This window comes from Pantoea sp. X-Soil-TKNS-1207 (assembly GCF_059730485.1).
In genome coordinates, this window is sequence record NZ_AP035958.1 from 3,247,259 (window position 1) to 3,268,442 (window position 21,184).

The following is a 21,184-nucleotide window of genomic DNA, read 5'->3' on the forward strand; positions in this document are numbered from 1 at the left end:
ATCAGGCATTCCCGGCGGTGGTAGTCAAAATGATACGAAAACAGACATCCGCATCCTTGCGTGTCACCAACTGCAAATCACCCTGCATCCTGCGCAGGCAATCTTTGGCGATGCTCAACCCCAGCCCGCTGCCTTTAACCGGCCCTTTGCGTTGCTGGCTGCCCTGATAAAAAGGCTCAAAAATCATCGCCTGTTCTTCAGCCGGAATCGGTGTGCCGGTGTTTGCCACCTCGATCCATACCTCGTTGCCTTTCTGCTGGCTCTGCAACCAGATGTTACCGGATTCGCTGCCGTAGTTCACGGCGTTCGAATACAGGTTATCGATCACCCGTTGCAGTAAGGTCGCTTCCGCCAGGCATTGATTTACCTGAAGATCGACATGGGTGTTCATTTGCCGCGCATGGGCAGGCAGCGAGTGCGACTTCACCACCGTCTCCACGATGCTATCCAGAGCCACTGGCGCCAGCGCCAGTGGGCCATCAGCCAGTTTGCGGTTGTAATCCAGCAGCTGTTCAATCAGGCGTTGCAGATGGCGGCTGCTGGTATCAAGAATCGCCACCACTTCCTGCTGCTCGCTATTGAGCGGCCCGGCAACCTGGTCGGCCAGCAGTTCGGTGCCTTCGCGCAGGCTGGCGAGTGGCGTTTTCAGTTCATGGGAAAGATGACGTAAAAACTCGTGGCGCTGCGCTTCCAGCCAGCTCAGACGCTCGCTCAGCCAGACAATGCGCTGCCCGAGCGAACGGATCTCACGCGGACCGCGAAAGCTGACGCTATTGCCCAGCGCTTTGCCCTCGCCCAGCCGGTTGATCATACGTTCAACACGCTTGACCGGTCCGATAATCATGCCGGTGAACAGCAGCACCAGCGCCAGACTGATCAGGAACAATATCAGCGCCTGCCAGCCAAAAAACTGGCCGCGATCGGCAATTTCACGCTGCAACTGTAAACCGCGCGAAAACACCACTTCACGCGTCGCCTGCACCATCTGCGCATTGGAATCCGAAAAACGTTCCAGCGCGTCAGCCGCCTGCGCCACCGGATTCCCGTTGGCGCATTGCAGGGTTTCCAGCTGCGGCAGCGTCGCGGCTAAGATTTTGAATGAGGGTAATTCCGGCAGGCTGGCCGCGTGGGTGCTAAGCATCTGACCGTAGCGCACCCGTTGCGTCTGATACAGATTTGCCAGCGTGACATCGCCCAGCACGCAATACTGGCGATAGCTGCGCTCCAGCTCGAGGGCGGTACGCGCCATCGCTTCGCTGCGGCGCACATCGGTAAAGGTGTTGCGATTGGTATCCGCCGCCTGATTGCTCAGCGCCGACAGGCTTTCCCACGCCTGCCACGCCAGTACCAGCAGCGGCAACAGCACCAGCAGGAACGCCATCAGCACCAGCTGACGCAGCGATCGGGGAAATAAACGCCATCTCTTCACAACCGGATTTCCTTAAAATTTTATTGCAGGAATGCTAGCGGAGTCTGAAAGCGGAAGAAAGTGCAGAAAAGAAAACGGCAGGCGCTTTGCCTGCCGTTTAACGCGACGCTGATGGCATCGCGCGGGAATAAGGTGGTGCCTAACTCAACGTTACGTCCGATGCTTGATAACGTTGCAAAGCAAGCGATTATCGGTTGGGTGGACGGCAGGCACCGTTTGGTGCGTCATTCAGTTTTTATGAGCTCAACCGCAATGCGGGGCAATCATAAGCAGGAGAATGAGCAACGTAATTAGTATAGCAAGTATCGTGCCAAAAATAAAATAGTGTGATTTATCAGATAAATGCCAGATGAGGAAGGTTGCCGCGGCGAAAATTTACCGTCCGGTCTGGAAAAAGTGTCGCTGATTAGCAACGCGATCAGGCAGCAAAAAATCCCTTCAGCAATTTCAATGGGTTAAATGTCACCTTTTGACGACAGAGGGGATAGCCCTATGTCGCTGTTTTCCGACAGTTGGGTAAATTGCGTACATTAAAAAGGTCGGCATAAATGCCGACCCTACTTAAAAGCAGATCTACCTTTGTGGGCATTAAAAAGGTCGGTATAAATGCCGACCCTACTTAAAAGCAGATCTACCTTTGCGGGCATTAAAAAGGTCGGCATAAATGCCGACCCTACATAAAAACAGATCTACCTTTGCGGGCATTAAAAAGGTCGGCATAAATGCCGACCCTACATAAAGGCAGCTTTATCAATAACCTAGGGTGCGTATTGATACGCACCCGCCGATAATGATTAACCCAGCTGTTTGCGCGCGTTACGGAAGATACGCATCCACGGGCTATCCTCGCCCCACTCTGCCGGGTGCCAGGAGTTGCTGACGGTGCGGAATACACGCTCCGGGTGCGGCATCATAATGGTGACGCGACCGCTTTCGTTCGTTACCGCGGTGATGCCGTTCGGTGAACCATTCGGGTTCGCCGGGTAGTTCTCGGTCACCTTGCCGAAGTTATCGACAAAGCGCAGCGCCACCAGACCTTTGCTTTCCAGCGCGGCCAGATGCGCGCCATCGCGCACTTCAACGAAACCTTCACCGTGCGATACCGCGATTGGCATCCGCGAACCGGCCATACCGTCCAGCAGCAGCGACGGGCTGGCAGCCACTTCGACCAGGCTGAAACGCGCTTCAAAACGTTCTGACTGGTTACGTACGAAGCGTGGCCACAGCTCGCTGCCCGGCACCAGCTCACGCAGGTTGGACATCATCTGGCAGCCGTTGCACACGCCCAGCGCCAGGGTCTGCGGACGATGGAAGAAGTTTTCGAACTCATCGCGCACGCGGCCATTGAACAGAATCGATTTCGCCCAGCCTTCGCCGGCGCCCAGCACGTCACCGTAGGAGAAGCCGCCACAGGCAACCAGCGCGTGGAACTCTTCCAGACCGCGACGACCGGCCAGCAGGTCGCTCATATGTACGTCAACAGCGGTAAAGCCAGCGCGATGGAACGCCGCCGCCATTTCAACGTGGGAGTTGACGCCCTGCTCACGCAGCACGGCCACGCGTGGACGCGCACCGGTCGCAATCATCGGCGCAGCCACGTCTTCTTGCGGTTTGAAGGTCAGATGCACGTTGAGACCAGGATCGTTGTCGTCTTTCTTCGCTTCATGTTCCTGATCGGCGCAGGCCGGGTTGTCACGCAGACGCTGCATCTGCCAGGTGGTCTCTGCCCACCAGGTACGCAGCGTGGTGCGGCTTTCGCTATATACCGCGTGCTCGCCGGAATGAATCACAAAGCGATCGCCCGGCAGCGCCTGGCCAATCACATGTACGTTGCCAGTCAGGCCGTGATCGGCAAAGGTCTTCAGCACCGCGTCACGATCGGCGGCATTGATCTGAATCACCGCGCCCAGTTCTTCGGTAAACAGCGCAGCCAGCGTATCGCTGCCCAGCGCCGCGATATCCACGTCGATGCCGCAGTGGCCGGTGAACGCCATCTCTGCCAGCGTAACCAGCAGGCCGCCGTCGGAGCGGTCGTGGTAGGCCAGCAGTTTCTGCTCAGCCACCAGCGCCTGGATGGCGTTGAAGAAGCCTGCCAGCTGGGCGGCGTCGCGTACGTCGGCCGGTTTGTCGCCGAGCTGACGATAAACCTGCGACAGCGCGGTCGCGCCGAGGGTATTCGCGCCGTTGCCGAGATCCACCAGCAGCAGCAGGTTATCCTGATCGGCCTGCAACTGCGGCGTCACGGTGCGACGCACATCTTCTACGCGGGCAAACGCGGTGATGACCAGCGACAGCGGTGCCGTCATCTCGCGTTGCTCGTTGCCATGCTGCCAGCGGGTTTTCATCGACATCGAGTCTTTACCCACCGGAATGGTGATGCCCAGCGCCGGACAAAGTTCTTCGCCCACCGCTTTCACCGCTTCATACAGACCGGCATCTTCACCAGGGTGACCCGCCGCAGCCATCCAGTTCGCCGACAGCTTCACGCGCTTCAGCGAACCAATCGCCGTCGCCGCGAGGTTAGTCAATGCTTCACCCACCGCCAGACGACCGGAGGCCGCGAAGTCGAGCAGCGCGACCGGGGCGCGTTCGCCGAGGGCGAAGGCTTCACCGTAGTAGCTGTCGAGGCTGGCGGTGGTCACCGCGCAGTTGGCTACCGGGATCTGCCACGGTCCCACCATCTGGTCACGGGCGACCATGCCAGTCACCGAACGGTCGCCGATGGTCACGAGGAAAGTTTTCTCAGCCACGGTCGGCAGATGCAGCACGCGATTGACCGCGTCGACCAGGGTAATGCCGTCGCGCTGCAATGCTTCGCCTTTCGCCTGCTGACGGACAACGTCGCGCGTCATCTTCGGCGTTTTGCCCAGCAGCACGTCGAGCGGCATATCGATCGGTTTGTTGTCGAAATGCGTGTCGTCGAGGCTCAGGTGGAGTTCTTCGGTGGCTTCACCGATCACCGCATAAGGTGCGCGCTCGCGCTTACACAGCTCGTCAAACAGCGCCAGTTTCTCCGGGGCCACCGCCAGTACGTAACGTTCCTGAGATTCGTTACACCACACTTCCAGCGGGCTCATGCCTGGCTCATCGCTCAGCACATCGCGCAGATTGAAACGGCCACCACGGTCGCCGTCGCTCACCAGCTCCGGCATCGCGTTGGACAGACCGCCCGCGCCGACGTCATGAATAAACAGAATCGGGTTGGCCGTACCCAGCTGCCAGCAGCGGTCGATCACTTCCTGGCAACGACGTTCCATTTCCGGGTTGTCGCGCTGCACCGAAGCGAAGTCGAGGTCGGCATCAGACTGGCCAGACGCCATCGACGAAGCAGCACCGCCGCCCAGACCGATATTCATCGCCGGGCCACCCAGCACGATCAGCTTAGCGCCAACTACAATTTCGCCTTTCTGCACATGATCGGCACGGATGTTACCGATGCCGCCAGCCAGCATGATCGGCTTGTGATAGCCGCGCAGTTCTTCGCCGTTGTGGCTGTTAACGCGTTCTTCATAGGTACGGAAGTAGCCGTTCAGAGCCGGACGACCAAATTCGTTGTTAAACGCTGCGCCGCCCAGTGGGCCTTCGGTCATGATGTCCAGCGCGGTGACGATGCGGTCAGGCTTGCCGAAGTTCTCTTCCCACGGCTGTTCAAAACCAGGAATACGCAGGTTGGAGACCGAAAAGCCGACCAGGCCAGCTTTCGGCTTCGCGCCACGGCCGGTTGCGCCTTCGTCACGGATTTCGCCACCGGAACCGGTCGCAGCACCCGGCCACGGTGAAATCGCCGTCGGGTGGTTGTGGGTTTCCACCTTCATCAGGATATGGGCTTCTTCCTGATGGAAATCGTATTCGCCTTTTTCCGCATCGGCGTAGTAACGGCCGACTTCAGAACCTTCCATCACCGCCGCGTTGTCTTTATAGGCAGACAGCACGTAATCCGGCGTTTGTTCGAAGGTGTTTTTGATCATTTTAAACAGCGACTTCGGCTGTTTTTCGCCGTCGATAATCCAGTCGGCGTTGAAAATTTTGTGACGGCAGTGCTCAGAGTTCGCCTGCGCGAACATATAGAGTTCAATGTCGTTCGGGTTGCGGCCCAGTTTGCTGAAGGCGTCCAGCAGGTAGTCGATTTCGTCATCGGCCAGCGCCAGGCCCAGCGTGGTGTTGGCCTGCTCCAGCGCCTGACGGCCACCGCCCAGCACATCAATGCTTTTGAGCGGCTGCGGTTCATGGTGAGCGAACAGCTGCTGCGCATCGTTGAGATCGACAAACACCGTTTCCATCATGCGGTCGTGCAGCAGGCTGGCGAGAGTTTGCCACTGCGCTTCGGTCAGCTGCGGTGCCTGCACGTAGAACGCCATACCGCGTTCCAGACGACGTACCTGCGGCAGATCGCAGTTGTGAGCGATGTCGGTCGCTTTGGAAGACCAGGGCGAAATGGTGCCGGGGCGCGGCGTCACCAGCAACAGACGCCCTTGTGGCGCATGTTCGGCGAGAGACGGACCGTATTTCAGCAGACGTTGCAGGCGGGCTTTTTCGTCCGCGCTCAGCGGCGCGCTGACATCGGCAAAATGGACGTACTCGGCGTAAATATCACTCACCGGCAGATGAGCGTCCTGAAAGCGGGTCAGCAGTTTGTTTACACGAAATGCCGACAGGGCGGGCGAACCACGCAGAATTTCCATCATTAAAGATCTCTCGTCTTCGAAGCGCCGGGCGACGCTTCATTGGGCGCAACAGGGAAAACGGGGCGTATTATAGAGAAACAGCACCGGTTACGAAACCGTTTGCGCAGAATTTATGACTCACCGGATTTGCCTGAAATTTGCGCAAATCTTGCTATAAAAGTTGCTCCGACTCGCTTTGTTGCGCAAAATGCCCTTCGCTCTGGGAGTTCAAAGAAGATCAATACTGCCTTTTAAAGACAGAGGCCTTAGAGCCAGCGAGAGACAACTATTTGAAACGCCTGAAAATAAACTATCTGTTTATCGGTCTGATCACCGTGCTACTTGCGCTGGCACTGTGGCCGTCGATCCCCTGGTACGGGGGTGGCAAAGACGCGATATCGCAGATCAAATCACGGGGAGTGCTGCGCATCAGTACCGTTAGCTCCCCGCTGACTTACTACACCATCAATAATGCACCAGTCGGTATGGATTACGAGCTGGCAAAGCGCTTCGCCGATTATCTTGGCGTCAAACTTCAGGTGACGGTACGCCCGAACCTGAGCGACCTGTTTGACGATCTCGATGATGGTAAAGCAGATTTGCTGGCTGCGGGCCTGATTTACAATAACGATCGCATCGCCCGTTACCAGACCGGACCGAGCTACTACTCGGTGTCGCAACAGCTGGTGTACCGCATTGATAAGCCTCGGCCGAAAAACCTTGGCGATCTGAAAGGCCGCCTGATTGTGCAGTCCGGATCGGCGTACCTGTCAACTTTACGTTCCGCTAAAGCTGACCGCTATCCCGATCTCGACTGGTCCATTGCTACCGATCTGGGGCAAAAAGCGCTGCTGGAAGCGGTAGCGGATGGCAAACTGGATTACACCGTCGGTGATTCTGTCACTATTGGTTTGTTACAGCGTATCCATCCCCAGCTGGCGGTCGCCTTTGATATTACCGACGAAGAACCGGTCACCTGGTATCTGCCGCGTAATGAAGAAGATGACAGCCTGAATGCGGCTATGCTCGACTTCTACAGCCAGATGGGTGAAGAAGGCGCGATGGCGCGGCTGGAGGAGAAGTATCTCGGCCACGTCGGCACCTTCGATTATGTCGATACCCGTACTTTCCTGCGCGCCATCGACAGCACGCTGCCGGATATCAAGCCGCTGTTTGAAAAGTATGCCAGCAGCATCGACTGGCGTTTGCTGGCGGCGATCTCCTATCAGGAGTCACACTGGAATCCGCAGGCGACGTCGCCAACCGGCGTGCGCGGCATGATGATGCTGACGCGTAATACCGCCGATAGCCTCGACGTGAATGACCGTCTCGACCCTGAGCAGAGCATCCGTGGCGGTAGCGAGTATCTGCAACGCATGATGGAAAAAGTCCCCGCCACTATCCCGGACGATGAACGGATCTGGTTTGCGCTGGCGGCTTACAACATGGGGTACGCCCATATGCTGGATGCGCGCAAGCTCACCGCCAAACAGGGCGGCAATCCGGATAGCTGGGCCGATGTGAAACTGCGACTGCCGATGCTGAGTCAGAAGCGTTATTACGCCCAGACCACTTACGGCTTTGCCCGCGGGCATGAGGCATATAACTACGTCGAGAATATCCGTAAGTATCAGATAAGCCTGGTGGGTTATTTGCAGGAGCAGGAGAAGCGGCTGGCACAGCAGTCAGCGCTGGAAGCCGAACTGGGCGCCGGTTACCCGGCAGTCGAACCGAAAATTGCGATGAATTAACCTTCGCCGCGCTGCGCCTGACGCAGCGCTTTCTTTTGTTCGCGGCGCATACGGAAAAAATCGCTCAGCATCGCCGCGCACTCCCCGGCCAGCACGCCAGATTCAATCTGGATTTGATGGTTCATGCCCGGATGACCAATCACATCCAGCAACGATCCGGCCGCGCCGGTCTTTTCATCCTTCGCGCCATATACCAGACGGGTAATCCGGCTGTGTACCATCGCACCGGAACACATCACACAGGGTTCCAGCGTGACATACAGGGTGGTATCGAGCAGGCGATAGTTCTCCAACACTTTACCGCCCTGGCGCAGCGCCATGATTTCGGCATGAGCCGTGGGATCATGCTGACCAATCGGCCGGTTCCAGCCTTCGCCAATCACCGTATCGCCCTGCACCAGCACTGCGCCGACCGGCACTTCACCCTGCTCCCACGCGATACGCGCAAGACGCAATGCGTGACGCATCCAGTATTCATCAGTTTGTGGGTTCACCGGGCAACTCCTGCGGGCAACAAAGGCGGCGCATTATAGCGAAATCGAGATGTTATTCCAGCTGCTGTAGGTCGCCACGCGGCGTGACGCGCCAGCGATGCTGACAAAAGAACAATAATGGATTGTCCTGCTTGCTGTCGCTGTAGCCGCTGTAGAGCTGGAGCGGCGTGCCGATTTTCTCCTCCAGCTGCGCCACTTTCTCATGACCGAGACAGCGCATCGCCAGCACGCGCCCGCCGCGACCGGGTTTCATCTGGCTGGCGATCAGCTGCACGCGCGGCAGAAAAGCTGAATCGAAATAGACCTGTTCCACCAGTGACTGCGGTGAACCGGTTATCAGCCAGACATCCGCATCATCGCTGCTGAGATAATCCGTCAGCCGCTGCTGTACCACCGGAAACGCGGTGACGCGCTGGCGGAACCAGCGGGCAAAATCGGCTTCGCGTTGCCGCAGACGTTCTTCGCTGTGACCAAAGGTGATGGCCCACAGCAGCAGGCTCATTGGCCAGCGCGCAGCACGGCCCTTAATCAGCATTCCCACGCCAATCACCGGCAGCAACGGCACCACCAGCAGCAGGTTCAGCGGCTGGCGCTTCAGCAAATAACGCATAAAGGTGCCAAACATATCCTGTTGATGCAGTGTGCCGTCGAGATCGAAAAACACCACGCGTCGTTGTGTACCCTTAGTCAAACCACCCTCCTTTATGTTGCCTGCTCTACAGTGTAGCCAGCATCAGCATCCTGGGCGAAAGCCGTCATTTTTAATTCCAATGACTACAATGCCAGCTGAATAGTTTATTCTTATTGTCGGCAGGCTGTCATGCGAGATCCCCTGCCATTGAGATCGGGTTAATCATGCATTTCGTACTACTCAGAAAGATGGATTAAGGATCGGACATGAGTTCATTGCTGCGAATTCGTCAGCTCTATCCGCGCCTGGCGCTTAATGAGCGTCGGCTGGCGGATTTTTTGTTGTCGCAGCCGGACCGGGCGCGGCATCTGAGTTCGCAAAAACTGGCGGAAGAATCAGGTGTCAGCCAGTCCAGCGTGGTCAAATTTGCCCAGAAGCTGGGCTACAAGGGATTTCCGGCATTAAAACTGGCGCTCAGCGAGTCGCTGGCAGACAGGGATGCGATTACCGTGCATAACCATATCCTTAGCGATGATCCGCTGAAAGTCGTGGGAGAAAAGCTGCTGGCGGAGAAAATCTCGGCGATTCGCGCCACGCTGGATATCAATAGCGAAGAGATGCTGCTGGAGACGTTGCAGTTGCTGAAAAATGCTAACCGCATTCTGCTGGTCGGCATTGGTGCATCGGGTCTGGTAGCGAAAGATTTTTCGTGGAAGCTGATGAAGATCGGTATCAACGCGGTTGCCGAGCAGGATATGCATGCGCTGCTGGCCAGCGTTCAGGCGATGGCGCCGGGCGACGTGCTGCTGGCCATCTCCTATACCGGCGAGCGCCGCGAGATCAATCTGGCCGCGCAGGAAGCGGCGCAGACCGGTGCGGATGTGCTGGCGTTTACCGGGTTCACCCCCAACACCCTGCAACAGTGCGCGACCCATTGCCTGTACACCGTCGCCGAGGAGCAAAGCACGCGCAGTGCCGCGATCTCCTCCACCAGCGCACAGCTGGCGCTCACCGACCTGCTCTTTATGGCGTTGGTACAGAACGATCCGGAACGCGCTTCCAGCCATATCCGCCACAGTGAAGCGTTGGTGAAAAAGCTGACCTGAATCAGCCAGAACGAAAAAGGCCGCTAAGCGGCCTTTCTATTTATTTCGATCGGGTTTGGCAGCACGGCACGCTTCGCGGCTATCACGCTGTAAATCCACCAGACAGGATTCACACAGCGTCGGATCGCTGGCCCAGAGTCGCTGCCACCAGTATTGATGCTTGCCACAACTTTCGCAGCATCGGCTACCGCGGAAAAGTTTCATTTTGCTGCTCGTGGATTTAACCAACGCCACCACCATAACGGACGCCAATATTTTCTGATTTTCGGTGCAGTTGTTGGACGGCGATTAAAACTTTTCACTTTAACCCAGCCAAAGTTTAGAAACATACGACTGTGACCAAACTCTTTACCAAAAAAAATACACGCATTCTTTTTACGCTGATCGATCGGTGTGTTAACAATAAGATCGCGCACTAAACTATGGTAACTTTTTTTGCGGTCGAGGTCACGTTCATAACACCATACGCTCGCTGGTATATAACCTTGCCACAAACCCTGATACTTCTGGTATTTAACGAATCGATAATCTTTAGCACCATAATTGCCACAATATTCCTCGCCATAACCGTAACAACGCAGGAAACGGGCGCGCCTCATAAAAAAAGATTAGCGTGACCTTTATATAACCTGCCATCCGCCCGCTTAGGACGCAGTTTGAAGAGATGTCGCCCCGGATTAGCGCAATCAGCCAGATGCTGTAACGTGGCGGCGGGGAAGCTGCGGTCAGGGTCCGACATCAGAATCTTGTCCGATTTGGCAAAAGTTACCCCAAGGTTACGCGCGCCATCCTGATTCCACATAATATCTGTGGCAATACGCAACCCGGTTAAATTTAAATGCAACGCGGGTATGTCCCAGGCAATCAGTGAACAGTCATCCACAATAATAAACGCGCTCCACTCTAATCATTGCGTCAGATAAGTTTCATACTGCTTTAGTCACGATACGACGGAATCAATGGATTCCTGATTGCAGTAAAAGTGCGTGATATAACTCAAATCAATATACGATTTGTCGTCAGAGTAGCGGTTATTAATGAGCTTATCTATTTTATTCATTGCAGACGGAATCAGCGTTCATCGATGTGAAGCAAAGGCTAACGCAGAATATCGGCCGTCCTAATATTGGATAGCCTGAAAAATTGTTGCTATTGCCGACTGGCATTTAATTAAAGGACTTCACAAATTACTTATGAAGTTTAAATGAAAAGATTGCCGCAGCGCACCTTGCGCTAGCGCAAACGTCATGCAGAAAAAGCGGCGGCTCGCGACTGAATTATGATAAGGTGCGCGCCATTGTTGACCGCCCCTTACCCAGATACTGAACGGACCATGGCTTTACTGATCACCCAGCGCTGCATCAATTGTGACATGTGCGAACCTGAATGCCCCAATCAGGCCATCAGCTTAGGCGATGCGATCTATGAAATTGATGCTGAACGCTGCACCGAATGTGTCGGCCATTATGATGTGCCAACCTGTCTGAGCGTGTGCCCGATCGACAACACCATTATTCCTGATCCACAGCACCCCGAAACTCGCGAAGCGCTGTGGGAGAAATTTGTGGTGCTGCACCACTAACTTTCGATAATCACCGTCGCGCAGGCGTAGTGGCGCTCATCGGCCAGCGTGACATGCACATGCTGCACGCCAAGCTGACTGGCGATGTCCGCCGCATTCAGAAAGAAACGTAACCCCGGTTTACCCAGCGCATCGTTGTAGACTTCAAACTGATTGAACGCCAGCCCACCGCGAATGCCGGTGCCAAAGGCTTTTGCCGCCGCTTCTTTCACGGCAAAACGCTTCGCCAGAAAACGCACCGGCTGCTGGTGCGTCTGATATTGCTGCCACTCGGCTTCGCTCAGTACACGACGCGCCAGACGATCGCCGGATCGCTCAATCACACCCGCGATACGTTCAATCTCAACGATATCGGTGCCCAGCCCGAGAATCGCCATTAGCGACGCGCTTCCCGCATCAGCTGCTTCATCTCTTTAACCGCATCAGCCAACCCGCTCATCACCGCGCGACCAATAATTGCGTGACCGATATTCAGCTCGTGCATTTCCGGCAGGGCCGCGATCGGCAACACGTTGTGGTAAGTCAGACCGTGGCCCGCATTCACTTTCAGACCCAGGCTGGCGGCAAAGGTCGCGGCGGTACGAATACGCGCCAGCTCAGCATCACGTTCCAGGCCTTCAGGTGCTTCCGCGTAAGCGCCGGTGTGAATTTCAATGTAAGGCGCACCGCTGGCAACAGCGGCTTCAATCTGACGGTGGTCAGCATCGATAAACAGCGAGACCAGAATACCCGCTTCGCTCAGCTGCCTTACCGCCGCATTGATTTTGTCCTGCTGACCGGCAACATCGAGGCCACCTTCGGTAGTCACTTCCTGACGTTTTTCCGGCACCAGGCAACAGAAATGCGGTTTGATATCGCAGGCGATGCCAACCATCTCATCGGTGACCGCCATTTCCAGGTTCATACGCGTCTGGATGGTGTCACGCAGGATGCGTACGTCGCGGTCGGTAATATGGCGACGATCTTCGCGCAGGTGGACGGTGATACCGTCCGCGCCGGCCTGCTCAGAAATAAACGCGGCCTGCACCGGATCGGGATAATGGGTGCCACGCGCGTTACGTACGGTGGCGATGTGGTCAATATTGACCCCTAACAGCAACTCAGCCATGACAATCCTTAACTATGTTTAGTGTGTTAGCAGTGTACCGCGCTGAAACGCACTGGCGGTACAACCGGCATCATTCATTGGCCGCATCCGGCTTCTTTTTAGGGACAAACTGGCGAAACAGCTCCTGACTCTTAAGCGGTTTCCCCCCCAGATAGGGCTTCAGCGCCATACGGGTAAAGCGCTTGGCGGCGCGCAAACTGTCGGCATCCGGGAAATCGCGTTCCCACAATGCGCGCAGCTGACGGCCCGTAAAGCTGCGCTGGTTCACCACCAGGCTGGCAATAAAGCCTTTCTCTTCGCGATAACTGTAGGTCATGCCGTCAGCCACTTCTTCGCCGCTGCCTGCGCAATGCAGGAAATCGACACCGTAACCGAGATGGCCGAGCAGCGCCAGTTCAAAACGGCGCAGCGCCGGTTCAGGCGTCCCGCTGGCGGCGGCCAGTGACTGGATACAATTCAGGTAATCGAAGAAGAGATCGGAGAAAGGAATTTCCTGCTCCAGCACGCGTGACAGCAGTTCATTAACGTACAGGCCGCAGTACAGCGTGGTGCCACTGAGGGGCAGCGCCAGCGATACCGCTTCGGCATTGCGCAGCGTTTTGACTTCGCCGCGCCCGCCCCAGCGCACCAGCAGGGGCGTGAAAGGTTGCAGAGCGCCTTTGAGTTGCGATCGGCGCGAACGCGCACCTTTGGCAAGGACGCGGACGCGTCCTTCGCTTTCGCTAAAGAGGTCGAGCAGCAGGCTGGTTTCGCTGTAGGGGCGACTATGCAGCACAAAGGCGCGTTGCCAGCCTTCCATCGATTAGAGGTCGTCTACATAACCCAGACTGCGCAGCGCACGTTCGTCGTCCGCCCAGCCAGATTTCACCTTAACCCACAGTTCGAGGTGTACTTTGGCCTCAAACATCTCTTCCATATCTTTACGCGCTTCAATCCCGATGGTTTTGATTTTGGCACCCTTGTTGCCAATCACCATCTTCTTCTGTCCATCGCGCTCGACCAGAATCAGGCCGCTGATGTCGTAACCGCCGCGTTCGTTGGTCTCGAACTTCTCGATCTCAACGGTGACGGAATACGGCAGCTCGGCACCGAGGAAACGCATCAGTTTTTCACGGATGATTTCCGACGCCATAAAACGCTGCGAGCGGTCAGTGATGTACTCTTCCGGGAAGTGGTGCTCCGCCTGCGGCAGACGTTTACGCACGATCGCTGCAATGGTATCGACGTTTTTGCCGAATTCCGCCGAGATCGGTACGATTTCAACGAAGTTCATCTGCTGGCTGAGGAATTGCAGATGCGGCAGCAGGATGCTTTTATCCTGGATGTTGTCGATTTTGTTAATCGCCAGCACCACCGGCACTTTGCCGTCGCGCAGCTTGTTCAGCACCATTTCGTCATCAGGCGTCCAGCGCGTGCCATCAACCACGAAAATGACCAATTCAACATCACCGATAGAACTGCTGGCGGCACGGTTCATCAGGCGGTTAATCGCCCGCTTCTCTTCCATGTGCAGACCGGGGGTATCCACGTAGATGGCCTGATAAGCGCCTTCAGTGTGGATGCCCATGATGCGGTGACGCGTGGTTTGCGGCTTGCGCGAGGTGATCGACACCTTCTGCCCCAGCAACTGGTTCAGTAAGGTGGATTTGCCGACGTTAGGTCGGCCGACAATCGCGACAAAGCCGCAATAAGTTTCGTGTTCGCTCATTCGAGTCCTGAGTTAATCGGCATCGGTCAGGATGCCGGGATATTGCTATTCGAGGCCGAGTTTAATCAGCGCTTGTTCGGCGGCGGCCTGTTCTGCTTTACGGCGGCTGGAGCCAACGCCCACCACCGGTTCAGCCATGCCACTCACCTGACAGTGAATGGTAAATTCCTGATCGTGGGCTTCGCCACGCACCTGCACCACCAGATATGACGGCAGCGGCAGATGACGTCCCTGCAAAAATTCCTGCAGGCGCGTTTTCGGATCTTTTTGTTTATCGCCCGGACTGATTTGTTCCAGTCGCGTTTGATACCAGTCGAGTATCAGCTTTTCGACGTTCTGAATATTGCTGTCGAGGAAGATGCCGCCAATCAGCGCTTCCACGGTATCAGCAAGAATCGATTCGCGACGGAAACCGCCGCTTTTCAGTTCACCCGGCCCGAGGCGTAAACACTCGCCGAGGTCGAATTCACGCGCCATTTCTGCCAGCGTGTTACCGCGCACCAGCGTGGCACGCATACGACTCATATCGCCTTCATCCACACGCGGAAAGCGGTGATAAAGCGCGTTGGCAATGACATAGCTGAGAATTGAATCGCCGAGAAATTCAAGACGCTCGTTATGTTTACTGCTGGCGCTGCGGTGAGTCAGAGCCTGTTGCAGTAGTTCCGGATGAGTAAAAGTGTAGCCCAGTTTGCGCTGAAGCTTGTTAATGAGGATGGGGTTCATGCGATTCCAGTTCTTCTGTGCGTCTGTCACTCTGCATACGAAACAGGGCTGAGCTTCCAACACGTTCCGTTTCGTGTGCAGTGGCCCCCCGCAGGGAGCCAACCGTTTTGCCCGCTATGCGCGGGCCTGTAATTAGTGGATACCGCCAATGCGACTTAAGCGCACGCCGGTTGGCCACTGTCCTTCCTGTTTCTCAAAGCTCATCCAGATAGCGACCGCTTTACCAACCAGATTCTTCTCCGGGACAAAGCCCCAGTAGCGACTGTCGGCGCTGTTATCACGGTTATCACCCATCATGAAATACTGTCCCTGAGGCACAATCCAGCTCGACTGCGGCTGGCCCGGCTGCTGATAGTACATGCTTGCCTGGCTTTGCGCTTCATTTACCAGCAGGATGTCATGGGTTACGTTGCCGAGAGTCTCTTTACGCGCCCCGAGACGCAGGCCACCGCGCATGGTTTCACCCTGCGGCACCTGGAAGAAACCGTTGCCGGTTTCATTGCCATCAAAACCACTGAAGGTCTGGATAAAGCTGCTTGGCTCAATACTGGTATAGGTGATCGGCAGCGCGGTGTCGCATTTACCGCTCGCGCAACCCGGATTTACCGTCAGGGTTTTGCTGTACGGATCGTAAACCACTTTATCGCCCGGCAGACCAATGACGCGCTTGATGTAATCCATGCTTGGATCTTTCGGGTATTTGAATACCGCGATATCACCGCGCTGCGGATGGCCGGTCGGAATCAGCGTGGTTTGCGTGATCGGATCTTTAATGCCGTAGGCAAACTTCTCCACGAGGATAAAGTCGCCAATCAGCAACGTCGGCATCATCGAGCCAGACGGGATCTGGAACGGCTCGTAGACGAAAGAACGTACGATAAATACCACCGCCAGTACCGGGAACACCGACGCAGCGGTTTCCACCCAGCCCGGTTGTGCCGATACTTTCGCCAGCGTTTTACTGTCCAGCGTATTGCCTGCCTGCGCCTGTGCCGCAACCTGCTTCGCACGACGCGCCGGAGCCCATTTGAAACGATCGATACACCAGATAACACCCGTTACCAGAGTCGCGATCGCCAGAATCAGGGCGAACATATTAGCCATTAAGGTTCCTTATTTGCTGTCTTTGCCGACATGCAGAATGGCAAGGAATGCTTCCTGCGGCAGCTCAACGTTGCCGACCTGCTTCATTCGCTTCTTACCGTCTTTCTGCTTCTGCAACAGTTTCTTCTTACGGCTGACGTCACCGCCATAGCATTTCGCCAGGACGTTTTTACGCAGCTGCTTCACTGTTGAGCGAGCGATAATGTGGTTGCCAATTGCCGCCTGAATCGCGATATCGAACTGCTGGCGAGGGATGAGCTCTTTCATCTTCTCAACCAGATCACGGCCACGATACTGCGAGTTCTCACGGTGAGTAATCAGCGCCAGCGCATCGACACGTTCTGAGTTAATCAGTACGTCGACACGCACCATGTCAGAGGCCTGGAAACGTTTGAAGTTGTAATCCAGCGAAGCATAGCCGCGCGACGTCGATTTCAGACGGTCGAAGAAGTCGAGAACCACTTCTGCCATCGGGATTTCGTAAGTCAGCGCAACCTGATTGCCGTGGTAAACCATATTTGTCTGAACACCACGCTTCTCGATACACAGCGTAATGACGTTGCCGAGATACTCCTGCGGCAGCAGCATATGACACTCAGCGATCGGTTCACGCAGTTCTTCAATATTATTCAGAGGCGGCAGCTTAGACGGGCTGTCGACATACACCACTTCGCCATCTGTGGTTTCCACTTCGTACACCACGGTTGGTGCAGTGGTGATCAGATCGAGATCGTATTCACGCTCCAGACGTTCCTGGATGATCTCCATATGCAGCAGGCCGAGGAAGCCACAGCGGAAGCCGAAGCCCAGCGCGGTGGAGCTTTCCGGCTCGTAGAACAGCGATGCATCGTTCAGGCTCAATTTGCCGAGCGCATCACGGAAGGCTTCGTAATCATCAGAGCTGACCGGGAACAGACCGGCATAAACCTGTGGCTTCACTTTTTTGAAGCCTGGCAGCGCTTTGTCAGCCGGGTTGCGTTGCAGCGTCAGGGTATCGCCCACTGGCGCACCGAGGATGTCTTTGATCGCACACACCAGCCAGCCTACTTCGCCGCAGTTCAGCTCGGTACGGTCTACCTGTTTCGGGGTGAAAATGCCCAGACGGTCAGCGTTGTAGGTCTGACCGGTACTGATCACTTTAACTTTGTCGCCTTTGCGCAGCGTACCGTTCTTGATACGAATCAGTGACACTACGCCGAGATAGTTATCGAACCATGAGTCGATGATCAGCGCCTGCAATGGGGCTTCCGGATCGCCTTCCGGCGGCGGAATGTCACGCACCAGACGCTCCAGTACATCCGGCACACCAACGCCGGTTTTCGCTGAACAGCGCACGGCATCAGCCGCGTCGATACCCACGATATCTTCAATCTCTTCCGCTACGCGCTCCGGATCAGCCGCAGGCAGGTCGATCTTGTTCAGTACCGGTACCACTTCCAGATCCATTTCCATTGCTGTGTAGCAGTTCGCCAGCGTCTGTGCTTCTACGCCCTGCCCTGCATCGACCACCAGCAACGCCCCTTCACAGGCCGCCAGAGAGCGGGACACTTCATAGGAGAAATCTACGTGTCCGGGGGTATCGATAAAATTGAGCTGGTAAGTTTCACCGTTCAGCGCTTTGTAATCGAGCGTTACACTCTGCGCTTTAATGGTAATGCCGCGTTCACGTTCCAGATCCATCGAATCCAGAACCTGTGCCGCCATCTCACGATCGCTCAGGCCACCACAAATTTGGATCAAACGGTCAGAGAGCGTCGATTTGCCGTGGTCAATGTGAGCGATGATGGAGAAATTTCGTATGTGCTTCATTTATATGAATATCTTCACGTAGAATATCAGTTGAATACTTGAGCACAGACACATTCAGGAAATCGAGCTTTACCTGGAACCCTGTCGGCCTCATTAATGACGACGCATATTACACTGTTAACGCCGCGCGTTAAAGAATGGAACTGTGGGGAATCGCAACTGATTTCAGCAGTTAAGGGCGGATAAAAAGGCCGCGATAGACGCGGCCCTGGCGAGAATCAAACTTCGCTTTCAACCCGTATGGCATCTGGCGGCAATGCAACATTGAGGATCACCGGCTGAAACGCCTCGCGTTCGCCGAACAGGCTTGAAACCCCTTTCGCCACGATAAAGCCGCCTACGCCGCCCAACAGCGCACCGCAGGCAGAGGCGAGATCGCTGTGAAACAGCATCTGAAACAAGCCAGCCACCAGGAACAGGCCAAACAGCGGCGTCATATAAACCAGCAGCGCAGAACCGAGCAAACTGCTTTCACGGATACCGAGTTCGATGCGCTGACCTGGCTGTAACGGCTCTTTGCTGGCGATTTGCATCACATGGGCATCTTTCGGCCCCAGCTTATTCAGCATATGACTGCCGCAGCCTTTACGCGCCGAGCAACTGTTACAGGAGGTTTTCGCTTCGGTGTGAAGCGTTGCGACACCTTCTTTCCATGCCACCACGGTGGCCCATTCTCTCATCATTTTGCTGGTCCCGAATCAACGCTGTCCGCAATACGTTTTGCTGTGGCCGGTGGAACTTCACCCACCACGGTAATTTCGTAATTATTGCGCACTTCGGTCTGCACCGTACGACGCCCAGTGCGCAATGTCTGCGTCACGCTGCTTTTATCGGCGGGCGTCACGTTAATTGCGAAACTGAACAACCCGTCGCTATACAGACGCGATTCGACGGTTTTGTTCATCGCCGGGATATCACGACGGCTTTGCGAAATCAGCGTCATCCCCTCCGGTACCCAGGCTGGCTGCCAGCTGAGCTGCACTTTATCGCCCGCCGGCAGTGACAATGTCGGCGGCAGATTGGCTTTCTCCAGCCCCTGCATCAGGTTACGTACACCTTCATCCACGGCAAAACTGATGACGCGGAACTGCTCCAGCGTTTCTCCGTCGCGATCCAGCAGATCGATACGTAACGGGAGTTTGGTATCCACGTCCAGCCACACCACATAGCCGTAGCGCGTGCCATCCCGCGAGACGATACGCACCACTTCGCACATTTGGTCGGCAATACGTGAACGCCCTACCGGAATAAAATCATAGGCGCTGTTCAGACGGGAGAAATCGGCAAACATCAGCGGTGGCAGTGCATCGACAATATGGTTGCCAGGCAGAGAGAAGGGATCAAGACCAGGTTCGAAGTAGCTGATATCGTTGCCGCGCTGAATCACCTCGCGACGCGGGCCGTCCATCTGCAACAGCTGAGCGAAGATACGGTTGTCGATCACCGCATGGCGATAACGCAGGGATTCAATGCCAAGACGCGAGACATTGATATAAGCAAATTCGTAATTGAGGGACTGACTTGCCTGCTCCATCTGCTGTAACAACGCCCCGGACGCAGAGGTCTGCGCCGGGGCGGTAGATGTATAAAGCAGGCTGCCTGCCAGCAGGCTAACGGCACACCAAAGCTGCTTCATTACTGCTGCTGAATTCCTAACGACTGATTTCCGGGAACATTAGCCTGCGCCTGTTGCGGATCGTTCTTCTCAAACTGAACCTGATCGGCATGCAGACGACGTTGCAGTTCATAATCCTGCAGCATGGCGTTAATGCGGCGACGCTGCTCCTGCACCTGCTGATTCGAACTATTGGTATCGAACGCATCAGAAGGCACACCCAGACTGACCGGTGAAGCTTTGCCCATCATCGGCAGCGTATTGAACACTGGCGAATCGGACGATTCAGTCGCGCTGCTGCCCGCAGGCTGATTGTAGTGTTGCACACCGACAATCACCGCCAGCGAGACACAAGCCGCGACGCCGACCTGCGCCAGTTGCGCAGTCCAGCTGCCTGACTTGCGCCAGAACGGCATTTTCTTCCAGCGCACCGGTTCAGGCTGTGCTTCCGGAATCAGCGAAGTCACGTTACGCACCGGCTCGTTTTCGATGGCCGCAGCCACGCGCGCGGAGATATCAAAATGCAGCACTTCACCCACATCGCCCCGCAGGGTGTCGCGGATCAGATGGTAGCTTTCCCAGCTTTTTTGCAGATTTGCATCCCTGGATAACGACGACAGCAACTCGTTATCTAAAGTTTCACCATCCATTAAAGCGGAAAGTTTTTCTTTCTGCATGCTTTGGTACCCTTCCAGTAGCCGTTATCACTGACGTTGGATAAGCGGTTGAACTTTATTATCAATAGCCTCTCGTGCTCGGAAGATACGCGAACGTACCGTACCGACCGGGCAGTCCATGATGGCGGCAATCTCTTCGTAACTTAATCCATCCAGTTCTCTGAGGGTAATTGCCATACGTAAATCCTCAGGGAGTGCCTCAATGGTACGAAAGACAATTTGTTTCAGTTCGTCAGACAACATTAAGTTCTCAGGGTTCGAAATTTCTTTCAATGCGCCCGCACTTTCGAAGTTTTCCGCATCAATTGCATCAACATCGCTGGATGGCGGGCGGCGTCCCTGAGCCACCAGATAATTTTTTGCTGTATTAACCGCGATGCGGTACAGCCATGTGTAAAAGGCGCTGTCGCCACGGAACGATTCCAGTGCGCGATACGCTTTAATAAACGACTCCTGTACCACATCCGGCACATCGCCCGATGGGACATAGCGTGAAACCAGGCTCGCCACTTTATGCTGGTATCGAATCACCAGTAAATTGAATGACTTTTGATCTCCCTTCTGAACCCGTTCAACGAGAACCTGATCCGTTAACTGCTCGCTCATCCGAGGTAATGTCTCCCCAAACTCTTTTTTAACGCGTAAATGAACTGCCAGCACATCTCATAGTTCTGAGCAAGCATGCGCTTAGAGTCATATCCTGGCCTGAAGTTCATTACGACCTGATAAAATTACGTATCGGAACCACGACACTTTTGTTGTTGATTGTCTTTCAGTGTA

The 21,184-nt window shown here is 55.4% G+C and carries 19 protein-coding genes and 1 pseudogene; 3 read left to right on the forward strand and 17 right to left on the reverse strand.

The features are described from left to right. Window position 1: 1 nt before the first annotated feature. Together AC6I8V_RS15140 and purL are read right to left on the reverse strand one after the other, a co-directional pair. Window positions 2–1,429 carry a sensor histidine kinase gene (locus tag AC6I8V_RS15140; RefSeq protein ID WP_497843068.1) on the reverse strand — a complete coding sequence of 476 codons (1,428 nt, stop codon included), beginning with the start codon at window positions 1,427–1,429 and terminating at the stop codon, window positions 2–4. Window positions 1,430–2,223: 794 nt separating this feature from the next. Then, window positions 2,224–6,114: a phosphoribosylformylglycinamidine synthase gene (gene purL / locus AC6I8V_RS15145; protein ID WP_497843069.1), complete on the reverse strand. Its 3,891-nt coding sequence runs from the start codon at window positions 6,112–6,114 to the stop codon at window positions 2,224–2,226. Between the two features lie 269 nt (window positions 6,115–6,383). Between purL and mltF the strand changes: the two genes are divergently transcribed. After that, entirely contained in the window at window positions 6,384–7,844 is a 1,461-nt protein-coding gene (mltF, locus tag AC6I8V_RS15150; RefSeq protein WP_497843070.1) for a membrane-bound lytic murein transglycosylase MltF, read from the forward strand. Here mltF and tadA read toward each other — a convergent pair. Together tadA and yfhb are read right to left on the reverse strand one after the other, a co-directional pair. Further along, window positions 7,841–8,338 (reverse strand): tRNA adenosine(34) deaminase TadA, encoded by a 498-nt coding sequence (tadA, locus tag AC6I8V_RS15155; protein WP_497843071.1) that lies wholly within the window; start codon window positions 8,336–8,338, stop codon window positions 7,841–7,843. The genes mltF and tadA overlap by 4 nt on opposite strands. Before the next feature lie 52 nt (window positions 8,339–8,390). Further along, window positions 8,391–9,029: a phosphatidylglycerophosphatase C gene (yfhb, locus tag AC6I8V_RS15160; RefSeq protein WP_497843072.1), complete on the reverse strand. Its 639-nt coding sequence runs from the start codon at window positions 9,027–9,029 to the stop codon at window positions 8,391–8,393. 206 nt (window positions 9,030–9,235) lie between these two features. On the opposite strand from yfhb, the gene AC6I8V_RS15165 reads away from it, so the two are divergent. Further along, entirely contained in the window at window positions 9,236–10,075 is an 840-nt protein-coding gene (locus AC6I8V_RS15165; protein ID WP_497843073.1) for a MurR/RpiR family transcriptional regulator, read from the forward strand. Window positions 10,076–10,111: 36 nt separating this feature from the next. Here AC6I8V_RS15165 and AC6I8V_RS15170 read toward each other — a convergent pair whose 3' ends face one another. Further along, window positions 10,112–10,279 (reverse strand): hypothetical protein, encoded by a 168-nt coding sequence (locus AC6I8V_RS15170; RefSeq protein WP_497843074.1) that lies wholly within the window; start codon window positions 10,277–10,279, stop codon window positions 10,112–10,114. Then, window positions 10,276–11,135 (reverse strand): annotated as a pseudogene (locus AC6I8V_RS15175) (glycosyltransferase family 2 protein). Before AC6I8V_RS15175 ends, AC6I8V_RS15170 begins: the two are co-directional and overlap by 4 nt. Before the next feature lie 273 nt (window positions 11,136–11,408). On the opposite strand from AC6I8V_RS15175, the gene AC6I8V_RS15180 reads away from it, so the two are divergent. Further along, window positions 11,409–11,657 carry a YfhL family 4Fe-4S dicluster ferredoxin gene (locus tag AC6I8V_RS15180; protein WP_497843075.1) on the forward strand — a complete coding sequence of 83 codons (249 nt, stop codon included), beginning with the start codon at window positions 11,409–11,411 and terminating at the stop codon, window positions 11,655–11,657. Here AC6I8V_RS15180 and acpS read toward each other — a convergent pair. From acpS to rpoE, 11 genes are all read right to left on the reverse strand, one after another. Further along, window positions 11,654–12,034: a holo-ACP synthase gene (gene acpS, locus AC6I8V_RS15185; RefSeq protein WP_497843076.1), complete on the reverse strand. Its 381-nt coding sequence runs from the start codon at window positions 12,032–12,034 to the stop codon at window positions 11,654–11,656. The two genes, AC6I8V_RS15180 and acpS, sit on opposite strands and share 4 nt — an antisense overlap. Continuing rightward, window positions 12,034–12,765, reverse strand: a complete 732-nt coding sequence (pdxJ, locus tag AC6I8V_RS15190) for a pyridoxine 5'-phosphate synthase (protein ID WP_497843077.1) — start codon at window positions 12,763–12,765, stop codon at window positions 12,034–12,036. The genes acpS and pdxJ overlap by 1 nt, the downstream gene beginning before the upstream one ends. Window positions 12,766–12,835: 70 nt before the next feature. After that, the gene (recO, locus tag AC6I8V_RS15195; protein ID WP_497843078.1) at window positions 12,836–13,564 is read right to left on the reverse strand and encodes a DNA repair protein RecO; all 729 of its coding nucleotides are present in this window, start codon (window positions 13,562–13,564) and stop codon (window positions 12,836–12,838) included. Between the two features lie 3 nt (window positions 13,565–13,567). Further along, a complete protein-coding gene (gene era, locus AC6I8V_RS15200; protein WP_497843079.1) occupies window positions 13,568–14,473 on the reverse strand; it encodes a GTPase Era in 906 nt (301 codons plus the stop codon). A 45-nt stretch (window positions 14,474–14,518) separates the two neighbouring features. Further along, on the reverse strand, window positions 14,519–15,199 hold the full coding sequence (gene rnc / locus AC6I8V_RS15205; protein WP_013510124.1) for a ribonuclease III: 681 nt from the start codon (window positions 15,197–15,199) through the stop codon (window positions 14,519–14,521). Window positions 15,200–15,331: 132 nt separating this feature from the next. Continuing rightward, the gene (lepB, locus tag AC6I8V_RS15210; protein ID WP_497843080.1) at window positions 15,332–16,303 is read right to left on the reverse strand and encodes a signal peptidase I; all 972 of its coding nucleotides are present in this window, start codon (window positions 16,301–16,303) and stop codon (window positions 15,332–15,334) included. A gap of 9 nt (window positions 16,304–16,312) precedes the next feature. Further along, on the reverse strand, window positions 16,313–18,112 hold the full coding sequence (gene lepA / locus AC6I8V_RS15215) for a translation elongation factor 4 (RefSeq protein ID WP_497843081.1): 1,800 nt from the start codon (window positions 18,110–18,112) through the stop codon (window positions 16,313–16,315). Window positions 18,113–18,330: 218 nt separating this feature from the next. Beyond that, complete coding sequence (gene rseC, locus AC6I8V_RS15220) at window positions 18,331–18,795, reverse strand: SoxR-reducing system protein RseC (RefSeq protein ID WP_497843082.1); 465 nt, start codon at window positions 18,793–18,795, stop codon at window positions 18,331–18,333. Next, entirely contained in the window at window positions 18,792–19,748 is a 957-nt protein-coding gene (rseB, locus tag AC6I8V_RS15225; RefSeq protein ID WP_497843083.1) for a sigma-E factor regulatory protein RseB, read from the reverse strand. The genes rseC and rseB overlap by 4 nt, the downstream gene beginning before the upstream one ends. Then, a complete protein-coding gene (rseA, locus tag AC6I8V_RS15230; RefSeq protein WP_497843084.1) occupies window positions 19,748–20,404 on the reverse strand; it encodes an anti-sigma-E factor RseA in 657 nt (218 codons plus the stop codon). The genes rseB and rseA overlap by 1 nt, the downstream gene beginning before the upstream one ends. Window positions 20,405–20,431: 27 nt before the next feature. Further along, window positions 20,432–21,010, reverse strand: coding sequence for an RNA polymerase sigma factor RpoE (gene rpoE / locus AC6I8V_RS15235; RefSeq protein WP_010617748.1), 579 nt, complete (start codon window positions 21,008–21,010; stop codon window positions 20,432–20,434). Between the last annotated feature and the right edge of the window lie 174 nt (window positions 21,011–21,184).